10 protein-coding genes, 1 other RNA gene, 1 pseudogene and 1 CRISPR repeat array are annotated in these 15,209 nt (G+C 69.4%); of the genes and pseudogenes, 4 read left to right on the top strand and 8 right to left on the bottom strand.

The genetic code is table 11. From position 1 onward, the window contains the following. The first annotated feature begins 16 nt into the window (after positions 1 to 16). A CRISPR array of direct repeats spans positions 17 to 3,784; the repeat unit is 37 nt; unit sequence GTTGCGATCCTCGCCCGTCGCTGAGGGCGGGCGCCAC. A 385-nt stretch (positions 3,785 to 4,169) separates the two neighbouring features. Continuing rightward, a pseudogene (locus FXF65_RS33790) lies at positions 4,170 to 5,095 on the bottom strand (IS5 family transposase). A gap of 324 nt (positions 5,096 to 5,419) precedes the next feature. On the opposite strand from FXF65_RS33790, the gene FXF65_RS33795 reads away from it, so the two are divergent. Further along, positions 5,420 to 5,617 carry a hypothetical protein gene (locus FXF65_RS33795; RefSeq protein ID WP_148354152.1) on the top strand — a complete coding sequence of 66 codons (198 nt, stop codon included), beginning with the start codon at positions 5,420 to 5,422 and terminating at the stop codon, positions 5,615 to 5,617. A gap of 517 nt (positions 5,618 to 6,134) precedes the next feature. Here the strand turns inward: FXF65_RS33795 and FXF65_RS44890 are convergent. Next, entirely contained in the window at positions 6,135 to 6,401 is a 267-nt protein-coding gene (locus FXF65_RS44890) for a helix-turn-helix transcriptional regulator (RefSeq protein WP_222868875.1), read from the bottom strand. A gap of 122 nt (positions 6,402 to 6,523) precedes the next feature. Here FXF65_RS44890 and FXF65_RS33805 point away from each other — a divergent pair, with 122 nt between their 5' ends. Both FXF65_RS33805 and FXF65_RS33810 read left to right on the top strand, forming a co-directional pair. Continuing rightward, a complete protein-coding gene (locus tag FXF65_RS33805) occupies positions 6,524 to 6,985 on the top strand; it encodes a helix-turn-helix domain-containing protein (RefSeq protein ID WP_148354153.1) in 462 nt (153 codons plus the stop codon). 3 nt (positions 6,986 to 6,988) lie between these two features. Further along, a complete protein-coding gene (locus FXF65_RS33810; RefSeq protein ID WP_148354154.1) occupies positions 6,989 to 8,200 on the top strand; it encodes a site-specific integrase in 1,212 nt (403 codons plus the stop codon). Between the two features lie 70 nt (positions 8,201 to 8,270). Here FXF65_RS33810 and ssrA read toward each other — a convergent pair. From ssrA to ftsE, 5 genes are all read right to left on the bottom strand, one after another. Further along, positions 8,271 to 8,643, bottom strand: a transfer-messenger RNA (tmRNA) gene (ssrA, locus tag FXF65_RS33815). A gap of 324 nt (positions 8,644 to 8,967) precedes the next feature. Next, positions 8,968 to 10,929, bottom strand: coding sequence for a penicillin-binding transpeptidase domain-containing protein (locus tag FXF65_RS33820; protein WP_148354155.1), 1,962 nt, complete (start codon positions 10,927 to 10,929; stop codon positions 8,968 to 8,970). A 9-nt stretch (positions 10,930 to 10,938) separates the two neighbouring features. Next, positions 10,939 to 11,430 (bottom strand): SsrA-binding protein SmpB, encoded by a 492-nt coding sequence (gene smpB / locus FXF65_RS33825; RefSeq protein WP_148354156.1) that lies wholly within the window; start codon positions 11,428 to 11,430, stop codon positions 10,939 to 10,941. A 229-nt stretch (positions 11,431 to 11,659) separates the two neighbouring features. Continuing rightward, a complete protein-coding gene (gene ftsX, locus FXF65_RS33830; RefSeq protein ID WP_148354157.1) occupies positions 11,660 to 12,565 on the bottom strand; it encodes a permease-like cell division protein FtsX in 906 nt (301 codons plus the stop codon). Positions 12,566 to 12,744: 179 nt separating this feature from the next. Further along, positions 12,745 to 13,434, bottom strand: a complete 690-nt coding sequence (gene ftsE / locus FXF65_RS33835) for a cell division ATP-binding protein FtsE (protein ID WP_021597771.1) — start codon at positions 13,432 to 13,434, stop codon at positions 12,745 to 12,747. Positions 13,435 to 13,912: 478 nt separating this feature from the next. Between ftsE and FXF65_RS33840 the strand changes: the two genes are divergently transcribed. Then, positions 13,913 to 14,098, top strand: a complete 186-nt coding sequence (locus FXF65_RS33840; protein WP_148354158.1) for a hypothetical protein — start codon at positions 13,913 to 13,915, stop codon at positions 14,096 to 14,098. Positions 14,099 to 14,109: 11 nt separating this feature from the next. Here the strand turns inward: FXF65_RS33840 and FXF65_RS33845 are convergent, their stop codons facing one another. Next, positions 14,110 to 15,201 (bottom strand): DUF8094 domain-containing protein, encoded by a 1,092-nt coding sequence (locus tag FXF65_RS33845; RefSeq protein WP_148354159.1) that lies wholly within the window; start codon positions 15,199 to 15,201, stop codon positions 14,110 to 14,112. Between the last annotated feature and the right edge of the window lie 8 nt (positions 15,202 to 15,209).

The raw sequence follows: 15,209 nt of genomic DNA on the forward strand, positions 1-15,209 counted from the left end.
CCGCGGCCACGGACAAGTTGCGATCCTCGCCCGTCGCTGAGGGCGGGCGCCACACACGAAGACCCCGCGCCGCGCCGCGGCCACGGACAAGTTGCGATCCTCGCCCGTCGCTGAGGGCGGGCGCCACCCCCGACTTCACCACGGCGCCGGACGACCTGGTGAAGTTGCGATCCTCGCCCGTCGCTGAGGGCGGGCGCCACCGGGCAGCCAGCCGGTGTCCGAAGCGAGCGCGAGGGAGTTGCGATCCTCGCCCGTCGCTGAGGGCGGGCGCCACCCGCGGGCAAGGTCCCCGGCCAGCGGCCGATCAAGTTGCGATCCTCGCCCGTCGCTGAGGGCGGGCGCCACTTGGCGCCGGACTGCGCGCCCTTGACGAGCAGGTCGTTGCGATCCTCGCCCGTCGCTGAGGGCGGGCGCCACGGGTGCGATCTCGGCCATGCGGTCGCGCCAGTTGAGGTTGCGATCCTCGCCCGTCGCTGAGGGCGGGCGCCACTTTGAGACTTCCCGCGCCCGGCGCGCGGGACAGCAAGTTGCGATCCTCGCCCGTCGCTGAGGGCGGGCGCCACCTTGCCGCGCGTCCAGTCGAGGGCGTCGTCAACCTGTTGCGATCCTCGCCCGTCGCTGAGGGCGGGCGCCACCGGACGGGGACGCTCGCGACGGCCGGAACGCTCACCGGTTGCGATCCTCGCCCGTCGCTGAGGGCGGGCGCCACGACGGTGATGACCTCGCCGCCTACGGTGACGTCGAACGGGTTGCGATCCTCGCCCGTCGCTGAGGGCGGGCGCCACCCCGTCACCGCGGCGCTGCACCGCACGCGCCAGCGGGTTGCGATCCTCGCCCGTCGCTGAGGGCGGGCGCCACCGGGACAGGAACCGGCGCAGGCCCGACTCGTTGTTGCGGTTGCGATCCTCGCCCGTCGCTGAGGGCGGGCGCCACTCGCCCACAGCCAGGGGGAGAGCAGGGACATCATCCCGTTGCGATCCTCGCCCGTCGCTGAGGGCGGGCGCCACGCCGGATCCACTTCACGGCCGTGATCCGCATTTTGTTGCGATCCTCGCCCGTCGCTGAGGGCGGGCGCCACCTCCTGGGTCCGCTCGGATCTGCCGCGCAGGAAGAGGTTGCGATCCTCGCCCGTCGCTGAGGGCGGGCGCCACGGCGTGCAGCTCGCCGCGGCGACCGGCTGGCACCAGACGTTGCGATCCTCGCCCGTCGCTGAGGGCGGGCGCCACTCGTGATCCGGGGCGAGCACATACGTGCCCTTGCCGCGTTGCGATCCTCGCCCGTCGCTGAGGGCGGGCGCCACTGGACGTGCATGACGGTCCGCGTGACGGTCGTGGAGTTGCGATCCTCGCCCGTCGCTGAGGGCGGGCGCCACCGGTCGATGAAAAGAATTCCCGCCTGCGTAGTGGAGTTGCGATCCTCGCCCGTCGCTGAGGGCGGGCGCCACACATCTGGACGTTGCTGTCCCCGGAGCCGGACGAGGCGTTGCGATCCTCGCCCGTCGCTGAGGGCGGGCGCCACACACCGACCGGGACCGTATCCGGGACTGTCTCGACGTTGCGATCCTCGCCCGTCGCTGAGGGCGGGCGCCACCGCGGGGTACCTGCCGTGACCAAACACTTCGAGCGTTGCGATCCTCGCCCGTCGCTGAGGGCGGGCGCCACCAGCGCTGCAGCGACCGCCCGGCCCGCGCCGCTGCAGGGTTGCGATCCTCGCCCGTCGCTGAGGGCGGGCGCCACGCCGTCCCGTCCGCGTATTCGATGTAGGCGGCATTCTCGTTGCGATCCTCGCCCGTCGCTGAGGGCGGGCGCCACGTGCACCACGTCGTGTCCGTCCAGGTCAGCAGGTCGTTGCGATCCTCGCCCGTCGCTGAGGGCGGGCGCCACGCCGAGATCCGCGCGCTCCTGAAGACCTGCGACGTGTTGCGATCCTCGCCCGTCGCTGAGGGCGGGCGCCACGCCGAGATCCGCGCGCTCCTGAAGACCTGCGACGTGTTGCGATCCTCGCCCGTCGCTGAGGGCGGGCGCCACCTTCGATTCCCGGCGCAGGCACGCACGTACGCCTTCCTGTTGCGATCCTCGCCCGTCGCTGAGGGCGGGCGCCACCTTCGATTCCCGGCGCAGGCACGCACGTACGCCTTCCTGTTGCGATCCTCGCCCGTCGCTGAGGGCGGGCGCCACGTGACCCCCAGCGGGTACGAGGGCGGCCTGGAGGAGATGTTGCGATCCTCGCCCGTCGCTGAGGGCGGGCGCCACCCCGACAAGGGTCCGCGCGGACAGCGCGTTGCGATCCTCGCCCGTCGCTGAGGGCGGGCGCCCACCCGCCCCCTGATGATCGTCCGGCTGATCGGCAGGGTGTTGCGATCCTCGCCCGTCGCTGAGGGCGGGCGCCACCCCGACAAGGGGGCGCGGGGTCCGCGCGGACAGCGCGTTGCGATCCTCGCCCGTCGCTGAGGGCGGGCGCCACCCGCCCCCTGATGATCGTCCGGCTGATCGGCAGGGTGTTGCGATCCTCGCCCGTCGCTGAGGGCGGGCGCCACGGCCATCTGGGCCAGGGACGCCGCGAACTTCGTGTTGCGATCCTCGCCCGTCGCTGAGGGCGGGCGCCACTGAGCTTCTGCGGGTTGCGCAGGAGCAGCTCGTTGTTGCGATCCTCGCCCGTCGCTGAGGGCGGGCGCCACCGGCCTGCACGGCCGCCATGTCGCGACGCAGGACGTCGTTGCGATCCTCGCCCGTCGCTGAGGGCGGGCGCCACCACCGCGCCGGACGGCGTGCAGCTGTGCCACCACGAGTTGCGATCCTCGCCCGTCGCTGAGGGCGGGCGCCACGACCACCCCGAGCTGCGCGGCCGGTCGATGTGGTGGTTGCGATCCTCGCCCGTCGCTGAGGGCGGGCGCCACGACGAGGAGCCTCGGCCCGGCCGCGCGGCCCGCGGACGTTGCGATCCTCGCCCGTCGCTGAGGGCGGGCGCCACTCCGTGCCGCGCTGCGGATACCAGACATCCAGCCGTTGCGATCCTCGCCCGTCGCTGAGGGCGGGCGCCACCGACGCCAAGAGCGACGCCTACTTTGAGCCCGAAGGCGTTGCGATCCTCGCCCGTCGCTGAGGGCGGGCGCCACGCCGGAACTGCGGCGGATGTACGACACGGTCACCCGGTTGCGATCCTCGCCCGTCGCTGAGGGCGGGCGCCACCCGCGGCACAGGCCGCCGAGCGCATGGACCGCTCAGTCGGTTGCGATCCTCGCCCGTCGCTGAGGGCGGGCGCCACCGGAAGGTGCGGCGTCAGGCCATCTCCTGCAAGACGAGGTTGCGATCCTCGCCCGTCGCTGAGGGCGGGCGCCACCCGCGGCACAGGCCGCCGAGCGCATGGACCGCTCAGTCGGTTGCGATCCTCGCCCGTCGCTGAGGGCGGGCGCCACCCGAGACCACCGGCCACGTCATCGCTGCCAAACGCGTTGCGATCCTCGCCCGTCGCTGAGGGCGGGCGCCACGCCGAGGTCGCGAACTGGCAGCGCGGCAACGGCAAGTTGCGATCCTCGCCCGTCGCTGAGGGCGGGCGCCACCCGGGCGGGCGCGAGCGGGTAGGCCGCGCCCATCACGGCGTTGCGATCCTCGCCCGTCGCTGAGGGCGGGCGCCACCGGTTATTTCTTGCGTCCGGCGGCGGCCATCTTCTGGTTGCGATCCTCGCCCGTCGCTGAGGGCGGGCGCCACCTCGATGCCGATGGGGAGGCTCATACCTCGTGACGCTAAGTTGCGATCCTCGCCCGTCGCTGAGGGCGGGCGCCACGGCACTTCAAGTGCAGTTATTACATGTTGTGACAGGTTGATCTCTAGAGCAAAGACGGTGAAACATCACAAAGTGTCTCATACCCACTTCAGAACCCCTTGGGGATCGTCTGAGCGCTAGAGGTTCCGAAGCTGTGGCGTTGTCCGGCCTCCAGCCTTTGACTGGCCCAGCGCGACCTCATCGAAGTCCATCGCCTGGGCTGGCGTCGTCACGCCACCATGCATACACGCATTCACCCAAGCGATCCTTTCCGATTCTGGGTAGTGGACGATAACTTGCCGGAGGCACGGGTGATGGGCGCCGAACCAGCATAGGTCTTGAGGAGCTCAACCCCCAGATTCACGGACCACACAACGTACCTTCGAGGCAACGCCATCGAACATGATCAACCAAGCCGTGCTCGACGCGGCCTCCTGGGCCAGGGCCTGTTTTGTGGATCGTGGTTGAGCCAGAGGACGAGGCTGGCGATGGTGACGACGGCGCGGTAGTGCGTGGCGAGTTTGTCATAGCGGGTGGCCAGGCCGCGGAAGCGTTTGAGCTGGTTGAAGCAGCGTTCGACCACGTTGCGGCGCCGGTAGCGGTCACGGTCGAATCCGCAGCGGCGATGCCCCCGCCGGGCCCGTTGGGCCAGTTGGTCGCTGCGTTCGGGGATGGTGTGCGGGATGCGTCGCCGTCGCAGATAGCCGCGGATGATGCCGGTGGAATAGCCCTTGTCAGCGATCAGGTGCCCCGGCCGGGTCCGCGGACGGCCCGGCCCGGGGCGCCGGACCACGATGGCCTGGACGACCTCGATCAGGCGGGTGCAGTCGTTGACGTTGCCGGCGGCCACCGTGAACGCCAGCGGCAGACCGCGCCCATCACAGGCCAGGTGGATCTTGCTGGTCAACCCGCCGCGGGACCGCCCCAGCGCCTGTCCGGCGGTCAGGGTCGCCGATGACGCCGGTTTCGTCCCCGGGTGTTCCCCTTTTTACGGGCGCCAGCGGCGTGCTGGTGGGCACGCACGATGGTGGAGTCCACGCACACCGCCGACCAGTCCACCACCCCGATCGCATCATCGTGCACCTGGACGTGCGCCAGCAGCCGGTCCCAGGTCCCATCCGCGCTCCAGCGGCGGAACCGCTGATACAGGGTCTGCCAAGGGCCGTACCGTTCGGGCACGTCCCGCCAGTCGGCGCCGGTACGGATCTTCCATAAGATCCCGTTGATCACCTGCCGGTGGTCCCGCCACCGGCCCCCCGGACCGGCGCTGACCGGCAACAACGGCTCAATCCGCGCCCAGGCAGCATCGGTCAACTCATGTCTCCGCACCATGGCCACCATCAAGCCACAACCCAAAGATCCAGATCCACAAAACAGGCCCTAGGCTGCCGGAGAACACAATCCGCTTATCGGCTTCTCGCTCGTGGGCGACCTGGATTTTTGCAGGTCAGTACAGCGCTCAGGCGTTGTGATCTGAAAAGCGATGGTGTACTCGGTCAACCCGAAGTAACACCATGAGATGCCCGGCCGACGCCGGACGCCCCGACACGTTGACCAGCCTGGCCCGGCTGCGCGAGGGGGGCCGGTGACCTACACAGCGCCGAACAGCTCTACCGGCAGGCCAGCAACGCCGGGCAAACCGACGCGCTGCTGCATGTGGCTCGGCTGCGGGACCGGGCCAGCGACCACCAGGGCGCTGAACAGTTCTACCGGCAGGCCGCCGACGCCGGGGACACCAGCGCGCTGTCGTACCTGGCGAAGCTGCGGGAGCAGGTCGGAGACCCCGACGGCACCGAACGGCTCCTCCGCTTCGGCCTAACCGCCGCCGGGAAAATCGAGGGACCCTGGGCCTAGCGGCCAGTTCAGCTTGAGGTCCAGGCATCACAACCAATCGGGAGCGGCCCTGGCTAAGACGCTCCTTCCGCCCGCCGTTCGTGTCCCCCGGTCAGGTTCCCAGCCGCGTGTCCTTGTTCCCGAACGGAGCGGCGCGCTGGCGGGACCCTCAGAGGTGGTGAGCGAGCAGGTTGAGCAGCCAGATGATGGCTGCGGCACCTGCGGCAACCGAATCGCGCGAAGGCCCCGGACGAGTGACCTTGCCGCCACGTCCGGGGCCCGACGAGAGGAAGCGGGACGCTCACTCGCCAGTCCCACGCGGGCGCCCGGCCCCTGGTCAGCGGCAGGTGAGAGCCGTGCCGTGCTGGCACGCCGCTGGCACAAACGGCGCCTCAACCGACTCAACCAGACCACGGAAGGTCAGCCGCGAAACCCAACCTGACCAGGCCGGACCAACCTGCACCCAACCCGGCCCCATGCAGGTCACCGCTCTCCTAAAGCGGTTCATGGGTAGCTCAGGACGGCCAAACGCAGCCGCCTACTCCTTGGCAGCTTGCTCGGCGATCCAGTCGTACAGCTCCGATTCCCAGACCACGAGACGTCGATGAAGTCTGAAGAAGGGAGGCCCCTCGCCACGGTGACGCAGCCAGCGCAACGTGGCGGGTGACAGCGTCGTGATCTCGGCCGCCTCAGCGAACGGCACCAGACGGTCACTACTGCGATCGACTCTCGTCGGCCCCTCAGGGGAAGACCGGGCCTCGCTCGGCTGCAGGGCCACCCTCTTTCTCGCCTTGCCCACGCTCACGCAACCCCCTTGTAGGACACCTCGGTCAACCAAGCATTCGGCGACCGGCCGCCCCACCTGTTACCAGCATGATCTTCCAACCCTCTGGAGTCAACCCAGATAGAGATGTACACTTCATCCCCATGGAGGATGAACCTCGGTCAGCGGCAGTGAACGGGCCCGGACTGACGTCCGAACAGATACTCGCCCGTGCGCTCCGCAAGATCCGGATGGCCAGCGAAATGTCCCAGGAGGCGGTGGCGCGCCACATGGTCGACAAGGGGCATTCCTGGCGGCAGACCACCGTGGCCAAGACCGAGGCCGCGACACGCCCGATCCGGGTGAACGAAGCAGCCTCGCTGGCCCGGATCTTCGGAGTGGCCCTGTCCACCCTGCTCGATGAGGCCGACATCGGCGCCGAAGTCCACGAACGGCTCCTCGTCCTTGAGGCCCGCCGCCAGAAGGTGCTCGGGCGCATCGAGAGCCACAAGGAGATGTTGAAGCGGGATGCTGAGGTGCTGTCCTCGATCGAGGAGGAACTCGTCGAGGTCCGCACCCTGGAGAACGAGAAGCCAGAGTCCCGCCCGCGCGGGAAGGGGAAGTAGACCATGGGACGGCCGCCCCTGCCGGTCGGCACGCCTGGGAAGGCACGCTTCCAAAGGGTCGGTCCGCGCCGTGTGCGCGCCCGCGCGAAGTATCGGGATCAGGACGGAGAGGTTCGCGAGATCTCCCGGTACGGCGCCACCCAGGCCGAGGCCGAGCGGCGTTTGAAGGAGGCGATCCGCGATCGGGCCGGGCCGCCGACCAACGGCGAGATCACGGCGGACACGCGCCTGCGGCAGGCGGCACCGCAGTGGTGGGCGGAGATTGAGGAGTCAGGGACCCTGACCGCCCAGACACGCGAGATATACGAGCGGACGATGACGCGCATCGTCAAATCCCTGGGCGGGTTGCAGATGCGCGAGTTGACCGTGCCGAAGTGCGACAGGTTCATCAAGGCGGTGCGCGAGAGCCACGGCCCCGGCGCTGCGCGGACTACCAAGAACGTGCTGTCGCTGATGCTCGCGATGGCCGTCCGGCACGGCGCTCTCGACACCAACCCGGTCCGGGACGTCGCCAAGGTCTCCAAGGGTCGCAAGGCCAAGCCGCGGGCGCTCACCGTCGAGGAGCAGGATTCGCTGCTGGCCAAGGTCGGGGCCGATGAAGAGGCACGAGAGCGCGATCTCCCGGACTTGGTGGAGTTCCTCGACGGCACCGGAATGCGCATCGGCGAGGCGCTCGCGATCCGGGCCGACGTCGTCGACTTGGAGGCCGGTGTCGTCGAGGTCTGCGGGACGGTCGTCCGCCTGAAAGGCAGGGGCGCATGCCTGCAACTCCACGCCAAAACCGAGGCGGGCTGGCGAGTGATCGCGCTGCCGCCTCATCTGGTGGAGCTGTGCCGCCGCCGGATCGCGATGGCGCGGCCGGACGACGACCGGTCGATCACGGTCATCGACGAGGACGGCCAGGAGTCCCAGAGACCTGCGCGGGAGGTCGGCCTGGTGTTTCCCGGCCTGTTCGGGGGCGTCCGGGACCCGAGCAACGCCAACCGCGACATGACCAGGGTGCTCGCCCGCCTGGACGAGGCGGCGTTCGACTGGGTGACCACGCATACCTTCCGCAAGACCGTGGCGACCCGGCTCGATGACGCCGGGCTCAGCGCCCGCGCGATCGCCGACCACCTCGGCCACGCCAAGCCCAGCATGACCCAGGACGTGTACATGGGACGCAACGTTGCATCGGCCGAGGCGGCCGAGATCCTCGGCAAGGCGCCGCCATAAAGTGGGCTTAAAGTGGATGCGCAACACAAGAGCCGCTGGCCAGATGTGTTCTGACCAGCGGCTTCTCATGTGGTGGAGGTGGCGGGAATCGAACCCGCGTCCTTCGGTGATGGGTCAGGGCTTCTCCGGGTGCAGCCTGCTTGGCGTTTTCTCAGTCCCGGCGCTCACGCAGGCGTGTCGCCGACGGGCTCAGTCGCTGTTTGTTGTTCCTACCTGCCCCGCGACCGGGCTGGTAGGTGGAGTCTCCTTACGATGCCAGACCCCGGTTCGGAGACGCTACCGGGCTGACAGAGTTCGCTCCTCGCTCAGGCGGCGAGGGCGAACTCAGACTGCTTCTTGTTGGCAGTTATTGGTTTGCTGTCACAGGATTTACGAGGTCACGACAGCAACCCTCGACCCGCTTCCCCTGGCTCGAACGACCGAAGTCGAAGCCGGTCACCCCCATGTTGAGTTGTCAAAACGGGCGCCCGAGGACGTCCGCTAGACGACGTTACAAGGATAACGCGGTAACCGGCAACGTAATTCCCCGGCCGAGGGGCACCGTGAGCCCCGGTGGGCGTGCGCGTGGCGCGCCCACCGGGGTCGACCGGCAGGGTCGGGCCGGTCCGGACGGCAGAGCCTCCCCCGAGACGAGGCTCTGGTCTCATCACGGCGACTGAGTCCGCAACCCCCCAAGCGGAACCTCAGTCACCTGGAAAGACGCACGGGGGTGACGGGATGGTTGCCCCCAGGGCGTAAAGAGCTGACAAACTCGCGGCGCGGCCTGGTCAGCCTGTGGTTCGGGCGGTGCGCGGAACGCCGCGCAGGAAGAGCGCGGCGATCTGGGCGGTGGGGACGCGGCCCTCGACGGCGAGCGCGAAGGCGCGGTCTCCGGCGGAGCCGACGAACCAGGAGACCGTCTTCGTGCGTCCGCCCTCCTCGTAGGTGGCGAGCGCGGCCACGCCGACGACGTCGCCGGACACGCGGGCGGGCCGCGCGTTCCCGCGCTTCGCCGTCTGGTCGAGGACCTTCTTGAGGCCAGCGATCGGCTCTGCCTGGAGGCTCTGCGCCTGCGGCGGCTGGACGGTCTGCTGGATGTCCTTCAGCACGTACGGCGGCCGCCAGGTGCCGCTCTGCGCCGCGCCCGCGACCAGGGCCATCGCGAGCGGGCTCACCCGGACGTTCCCCTCCCCGACCATCATCGCGGCCTTCTCGCCGTCGTTGGCCGGGGCCGGCACGGAGCCGGTGAAGGCGGGGACACTGAGCCCGTAGTCCTTGCCGAGGCCGAACTGCGACGCCTCCTTGACGAGGGTCTGCGCGTCCAGTCTGGAGCCGAGCTGGGCGAGGGCGGTCTTGCAGGACGCGGCGAAGTGGTCGGCCAGGGTGGCCTTGGGAAGGGTCCTGTTGGTGAACGTCTTGTCGCCGATGGTGACGGTGCCGGGGCAGGTCGTCTCCGTGGACGCCTTCATCCCCGCCTGGGAGAACAGCGCCTCGGTCGACACGATGCCGAACGCCAGTCCGGGCGGGTAGCGGCCCTCGAACGCGAGGTTGCGGCCGTTCGTCCCGTGGTTGGACACGGCCCGCACCTCGCCGGTGCTCGGCCGGACCTCCACCAGCGACGCCGGATAGGGCAGCTTGCTGAGGGCGTTGTCGGCGCGCGCCTGGAAGGCCGGGTCGAGGGTCGTCTGCACCGCCTGCGGCTTCTGGCCCTCCCAGGAGCGCAGCTCCTCGGTGTTCTTGCCGCTCTCGTCCTGCGCGACGACCTGGACGGTCGGGGTGCCCGCCAGGCGGCGCTGCTGGAGGAGCTGGATGCCGCTGACGCCGATCGTGTCGCCCGGCTGGTAGGGGGCGCCGACCTGCTGGAGGCGGTCGGCGGTCGCGGGGCCGAGGCCGCCGACCAGCTCGGGCGCGTAGCCGGGCGCGATCGGCGCCTGGATGCCCTTGAACTGGAGCCCCGGCACGTTGCCGAGCCGCTGGATCAGCCCCCAGTGCGCGGGGACCTGGAGGGTCAGCAGCGGCAGGAACTCCTGCGGCGGGGCGGACCGGACGCGGCCGAGGAGGCGCTCGGCGTCCAGCCGCCGGCCCCCGTCGATCTTGGTCTGCTTGGTGAGCAGGTCGATGGTGCGCTTCGGGTCGGCGAGCTGGCCGGGGTACACGCCGACCATGTACGCGCCGGTCACCCGCAGCACGGACCGGCCCTGCGTGTCGGTGATCTGGGCGCGCTTCGGCACCTTGGTCACCACCGCGAGCCGCTGCCCCTGCCGCAGCTTCGTGTGGATGATGGACGGGCTCCACACGATCTTCCACTTGCCGCCGACACGCTTCAGGTGCATCAGCCCCGGGTACTCCCACGGCTGGCCGTTCTCACCGAGGTCGATCTTCACGGTGAAGCGCGCGTCGGCCTCGTCGCCCTTCTTGACGATCTGGTCGACCTCGCTGCCCGGCACCTCGGTGCCGAGGGACAGCCGCAGGGACGCCGCGTCGAGCTGCTGCCGGACGCGGCTCAGCGCGTCCTGCACCTGGTCGCGGTCGAGGCCGACGGTCCGCCCGGCGGCGGCGTGGTAGTTGCCGACCTGCCAGGCGATCAGGAAGTCGCGGACGGCGGGCATCGCGGACGGCTCCGCCCAGCACCCGGTGGTCATCGTCGCGACGAGGGCGCCGCACCCCGCGAGCGCGACCGCCCGGCGGCCGCGCCTCCAGGCCGGCGTCCGCGTCCCCGCCGGAGCCCGCCTCCGGCCGCGCTTGCTCATCGACACCCTTCACCGTCTCCTGAACCGGGCCGCCGCAGCCTTCTGCATCTCGCGATCGGCCTCCCGCTTTGCGATGGCCTGACGCTTGTCGTACGACTTCTTACCACGGGCCAGGCCGATCTCGACCTTGGCCTTGCCGTCCTTGAAGTACAGCGAGAGCGGGATCAGCGTCCAGCCCGGTTCCTCCGACTTGGTGATGATCTTCTGGATCTCGCGCTTGTGCAGGAGGAGCTTGCGGCGGCGGCGCGGCGCGTGGTTCGTCCAGGTCCCCTGGGTGTACTCGGGGATGTGGACGTTCTCCAGCCAGATCTCGCCGTCCCGCACATGGGCGAAGCCGTCGACGAGGGACGCGCGGCCCGCGCGCAGCGCCTTGACCTCGGTGCCCATCAGCACCATGCCCGCCTCCCACGTGTCGTCGATGTGGTAGTCGTAGCGGGCCCGCTTGTTCTGGGCGATCAGCTTGTTCGACGTGTCCTTCTTGCGCCCGGTGTCCCGTGCCACTTCGTCAGTCCTTGTCCGTCGCGTGCAGGCCGCGCAGCACCGTCCGGGCGCGGCGCTCGGCCTCCCTGGGTGGCCGGTCGAAGCCCTTCTCGTATGTACGCGATCCTACGATCACCGCGCGGCTCGTAGGTCACGACGGGCCCGCCGACAAGGGGCCGGAACATGCGGCAAGTCTAGGGCGGCACGGGGCACACCGGACCCGGCGGTCCCGCCGGATCCGGTCATCGCGTCAGATTCGCAGATATCTCCGGAGCGTCAGGAACGACGAGAGGGCACAGAGCAGGACTCCGAAGCAGATCGACACGATCATGACGGCTATCACCGTGCTCCAGCCGAGCTGGCTGACGAGCTGGACGTCGCCCGCCAGTCTGTCGATCAGCAGTGTCTTGCTGAACACAAGCAAGATGGAGGCGAACAGCCCTCCGATCAGGCCCGCGATCGCGCCCTCCAGGATGAACGGCATCTGGATATAGGTGTTGGAGGCGCCGACCAGCCGCATGATGCCCGTCTCCCGGCGCCGGTTGAACGCCGACAGCCGGACGGTGTTGCCGACCAGCATCACCGCGGCCACCACCTGGATCAGCGCGATCATCAGCGCGGCGACCTGGAGGCCGTTCAGGATCCGGAAGAACCGCTTGAGGATCTCCTGCTCGTTGATCACCGTGTCCACGCCGGGACGGCCGAGCACCGCCTGCGCGACCGCCTTGTACTCCTCCGGGTTCTTGAGCTTCACCCGGAACGAGTCGGGGATGTCGCCTTCGCGGGTGCTCTCGACGAAGCCGGGCGAGCCGGAGAAGCGGTCCTTGAAGCGGGTGTATGCCTGCTGCTTGCTCTCGTACTGGACGCCGGAGACCTGCGGCATCCCCTTCAGCTGCGACTGGAGCGCCTGCCGCTGCTGGTCGGAGACGTCCTGCTTCTGGCAGCTCGGATTGGAGCTGGTCTTCGCGCACAGGAAGATCGAGACCTCGATCTTGTCGTACCAGTAGCTCTTGGACGCGCGGACCTGTTCGCGCAGGAGCATCCCTGTGCCGAAGAGCGCCATGGCGATGGCGACGGTGATGACGAGGGAGATCGTCATCGTCATGTTCCGGCGGAGACCGATCCAGATCTCCTGGAGAACGAACTGTACGCGCATGCCTCGCTGTCCTTGATCGCCTGTGTCCCGCCGGAAGCCTGGGCCGTCCGCTCCGGAACACGGCCGGAGCGCGGCCTGAAAGCGGCCCGGGCGCGGCCCGATGCGGGGGTCCTGCCTCTGGGCCTCGGGGTTTCGTACGACCCGGCAGGAATCGATGGTTCAGATGGTCTGGTACGCGGTTAGTACGCCTGTCCGTACACGCCGCGCGACTGGTCGCGGACGACCCGGCCGTCCTCCAGCTCGACGACGCGCTTGCGGAACGCGTCGACGATCGCGGCGTCGTGGGTGGCCATGACGACGGTGGTGCCGGTCCGGTTGATGCGGTCCAGCACCTTCATGATGCCGATCGAGGTGGCGGGGTCGATGTTCCCCGTCGGCTCGTCCGCCAGCAGGATCATCGGCCGGTTGACGAACGCCCGCGCGATGGCGACGCGCTGCTGCTCGCCGCCGGACAGCTCGTCCGGCATCCGGTGGGCCTTGCCCTCCAGGCCGACGAGGTCGATGACCTCGGGGACGACCTTGCCGATGAAGCGCCGCGGCTTGCCGATCACCTCTAGGGCGAAAGCGACGTTCTCGAAGACGTTCTTGTTGGGGAGAAGGCGGAAGTCCTGGAAGACGCAGCCGATCCTGCGGCGCAGGTGCGGCACCTTCCAGTTGCTCAGCCTGCTCAGGTCCTTGCCGGCCACGTGCACGTGACCCTGGGAAGGACGCTCCTCTTTGAGGATGAGGCGCAGGAAGGTCGACTTCCCCGAGCCGGACGGACCCACCAGGAACAGGAACTCGCCCTTTTCGATGGCGACGTTCACATGCTGCAGAGCGGGCCGGTTCTGGCTCGGGTAGACCTTGGTGACGTTGTCGAAATGGATCACGGCTGCATCACGGCGGTTCAGTCTAGGGGTTGGGGAGCGGCCCGGCGCTCGGTCGCGGACTCGTCCGCGCCTCGCGTTCTGCGCCGCCCGGCTCCGCGACCAGGTGGGACGCTGAGCCTTGGAGCAGTGTAGAGGGGTGAGTCAACTGGCTCGTCCCACTCGGAGTGGTACGGCCTCCCAGCGGCGGCGAGGCGTCCGATCGGTGAACATTCGTCGTCCGGTTCGCGGAGGGCCGGGGCCGGGTACACCGAACGGGCACCGCGAGCGTGCGGTGCGTGCCGTCCGATCAGTGCCATGCGAACCCGTCTCCCGACGTCCGGCCGTTTCGTACCGTCTAGCTCCCGGACTTGCCGGAACGACCATACAGTCCGGCTACGCTGGATGATGGCGAAAGATACCTAATGGGTGGACGTACACCCGGAGGGTGGACGTTTCGCGCACGGACCCGCATGCCGTTCTCGGAGATTGGGGCCACGACATGAGCTGCGAACATCTGATCTGCGCTCGGTGCTCGAACCCGGTGGTCGACGGACGCTGCCCCACCTGCCGCGAGGCCCGGTCGGAGCTGCACCGGCACGGCCCCTCGGTGCCGCCGTCGGTCGTCCTGGCCGGGCTTGTCGCACTGTTCTTCGTCGCGCTCGTCCTGCAGCGCGTCTACGGCTAGGCCAGGGGCCGCTAGGGCTTTTTGATCGGCGGGGTGGCGGCCTTGGAGATCGCCCCGTCGTCGGCCACCAGGTGCGCCTTGGCCTGGGTCTTGCCCTTCTTCGCCCGGGGCGGGTCGTAGGCGGCGAAATGGAGGGTCGCCGTAGTGTCGACCTCGTTGCCCTCGACGGTGCCGTCGAGCAGGTGCTCCGCCTCTTCCGGGATCTCCGGCTTCGCGGTGGACGGCTCCTTCGCGACAAGGGAGCTGGTGCGGAACAGGGAGTAGATGATGAGGCCGCCGCCGTGCTCCGTCCGCAGCCCGAAGTAGTGGAACGGCGTCGCGGTGTAGACGACCTGGAGCGTGAGGTCGTGTTTTTTGGCGTCCTTCTTGGCCCGCTTGGCCTTCTGGTAATAGCCCGTCGTGGTGGCACCGGACTTCATCACCTTGGCTGCGACGCTCCCCGGTCCCTCCGCCGCCATCGTCGCCTGGATGCCGCCCACATCACGCGGACGGATCAGCACCGACGGATCGTCCGAGCCGAGCGCGGTCGCGTACCCGGCGTCGTCGATCTCGACCTTCGGTTCCTTCGCCTTCGGCTGGAGAAGGGTCGCGAGCGTCAGCTTCCACGAGTCGGACGGCCCGCGCAGGACGAACGCCATCAGCGCCTTGCGCTTGCTCTTGGACTCCCCCGCGACCGAGCGGTCCACGGACGCCACGAACCACTGCGGGTAACCGTCGTCCTTGAGTTTCGGCACGTACAGCTTGGGGTCGCCGTACACGAACCGCCGCACTGGGTCGCCGTCGTAGGCCGCCTTGCGGAACTCGGCCGCGGTGAGCTGGGACTGGCCGTCCGACGTCCAGGTCAGCGCCAGCCGCTCGTCGCCCGCCGCGCGTGCCACGTCCTCGTCGGTGACATAGGTACGGAACGCGCGTTCCGCGACCTTCGGGGTCAGCGGGACGGCCGGCGGCGGCGACGTCGAGGGCATGCTGACGGTGGGCCGCGCCTCCGTCCGGCCCTCCCCGCCCGCCGCGCAGCCCGCGGCGAGCGGCAGGACGAGGGCCGCACCGGCCACGACCGTCCGCGTGAATCCGTACACAGATCCGTCCCCCGGACCGAGCTCCATGCCGACCG

This window comes from Actinomadura syzygii (assembly GCF_008085905.1).
Lineage (GTDB): Bacteria > Actinomycetota > Actinomycetes > Streptosporangiales > Streptosporangiaceae > Spirillospora > Spirillospora syzygii.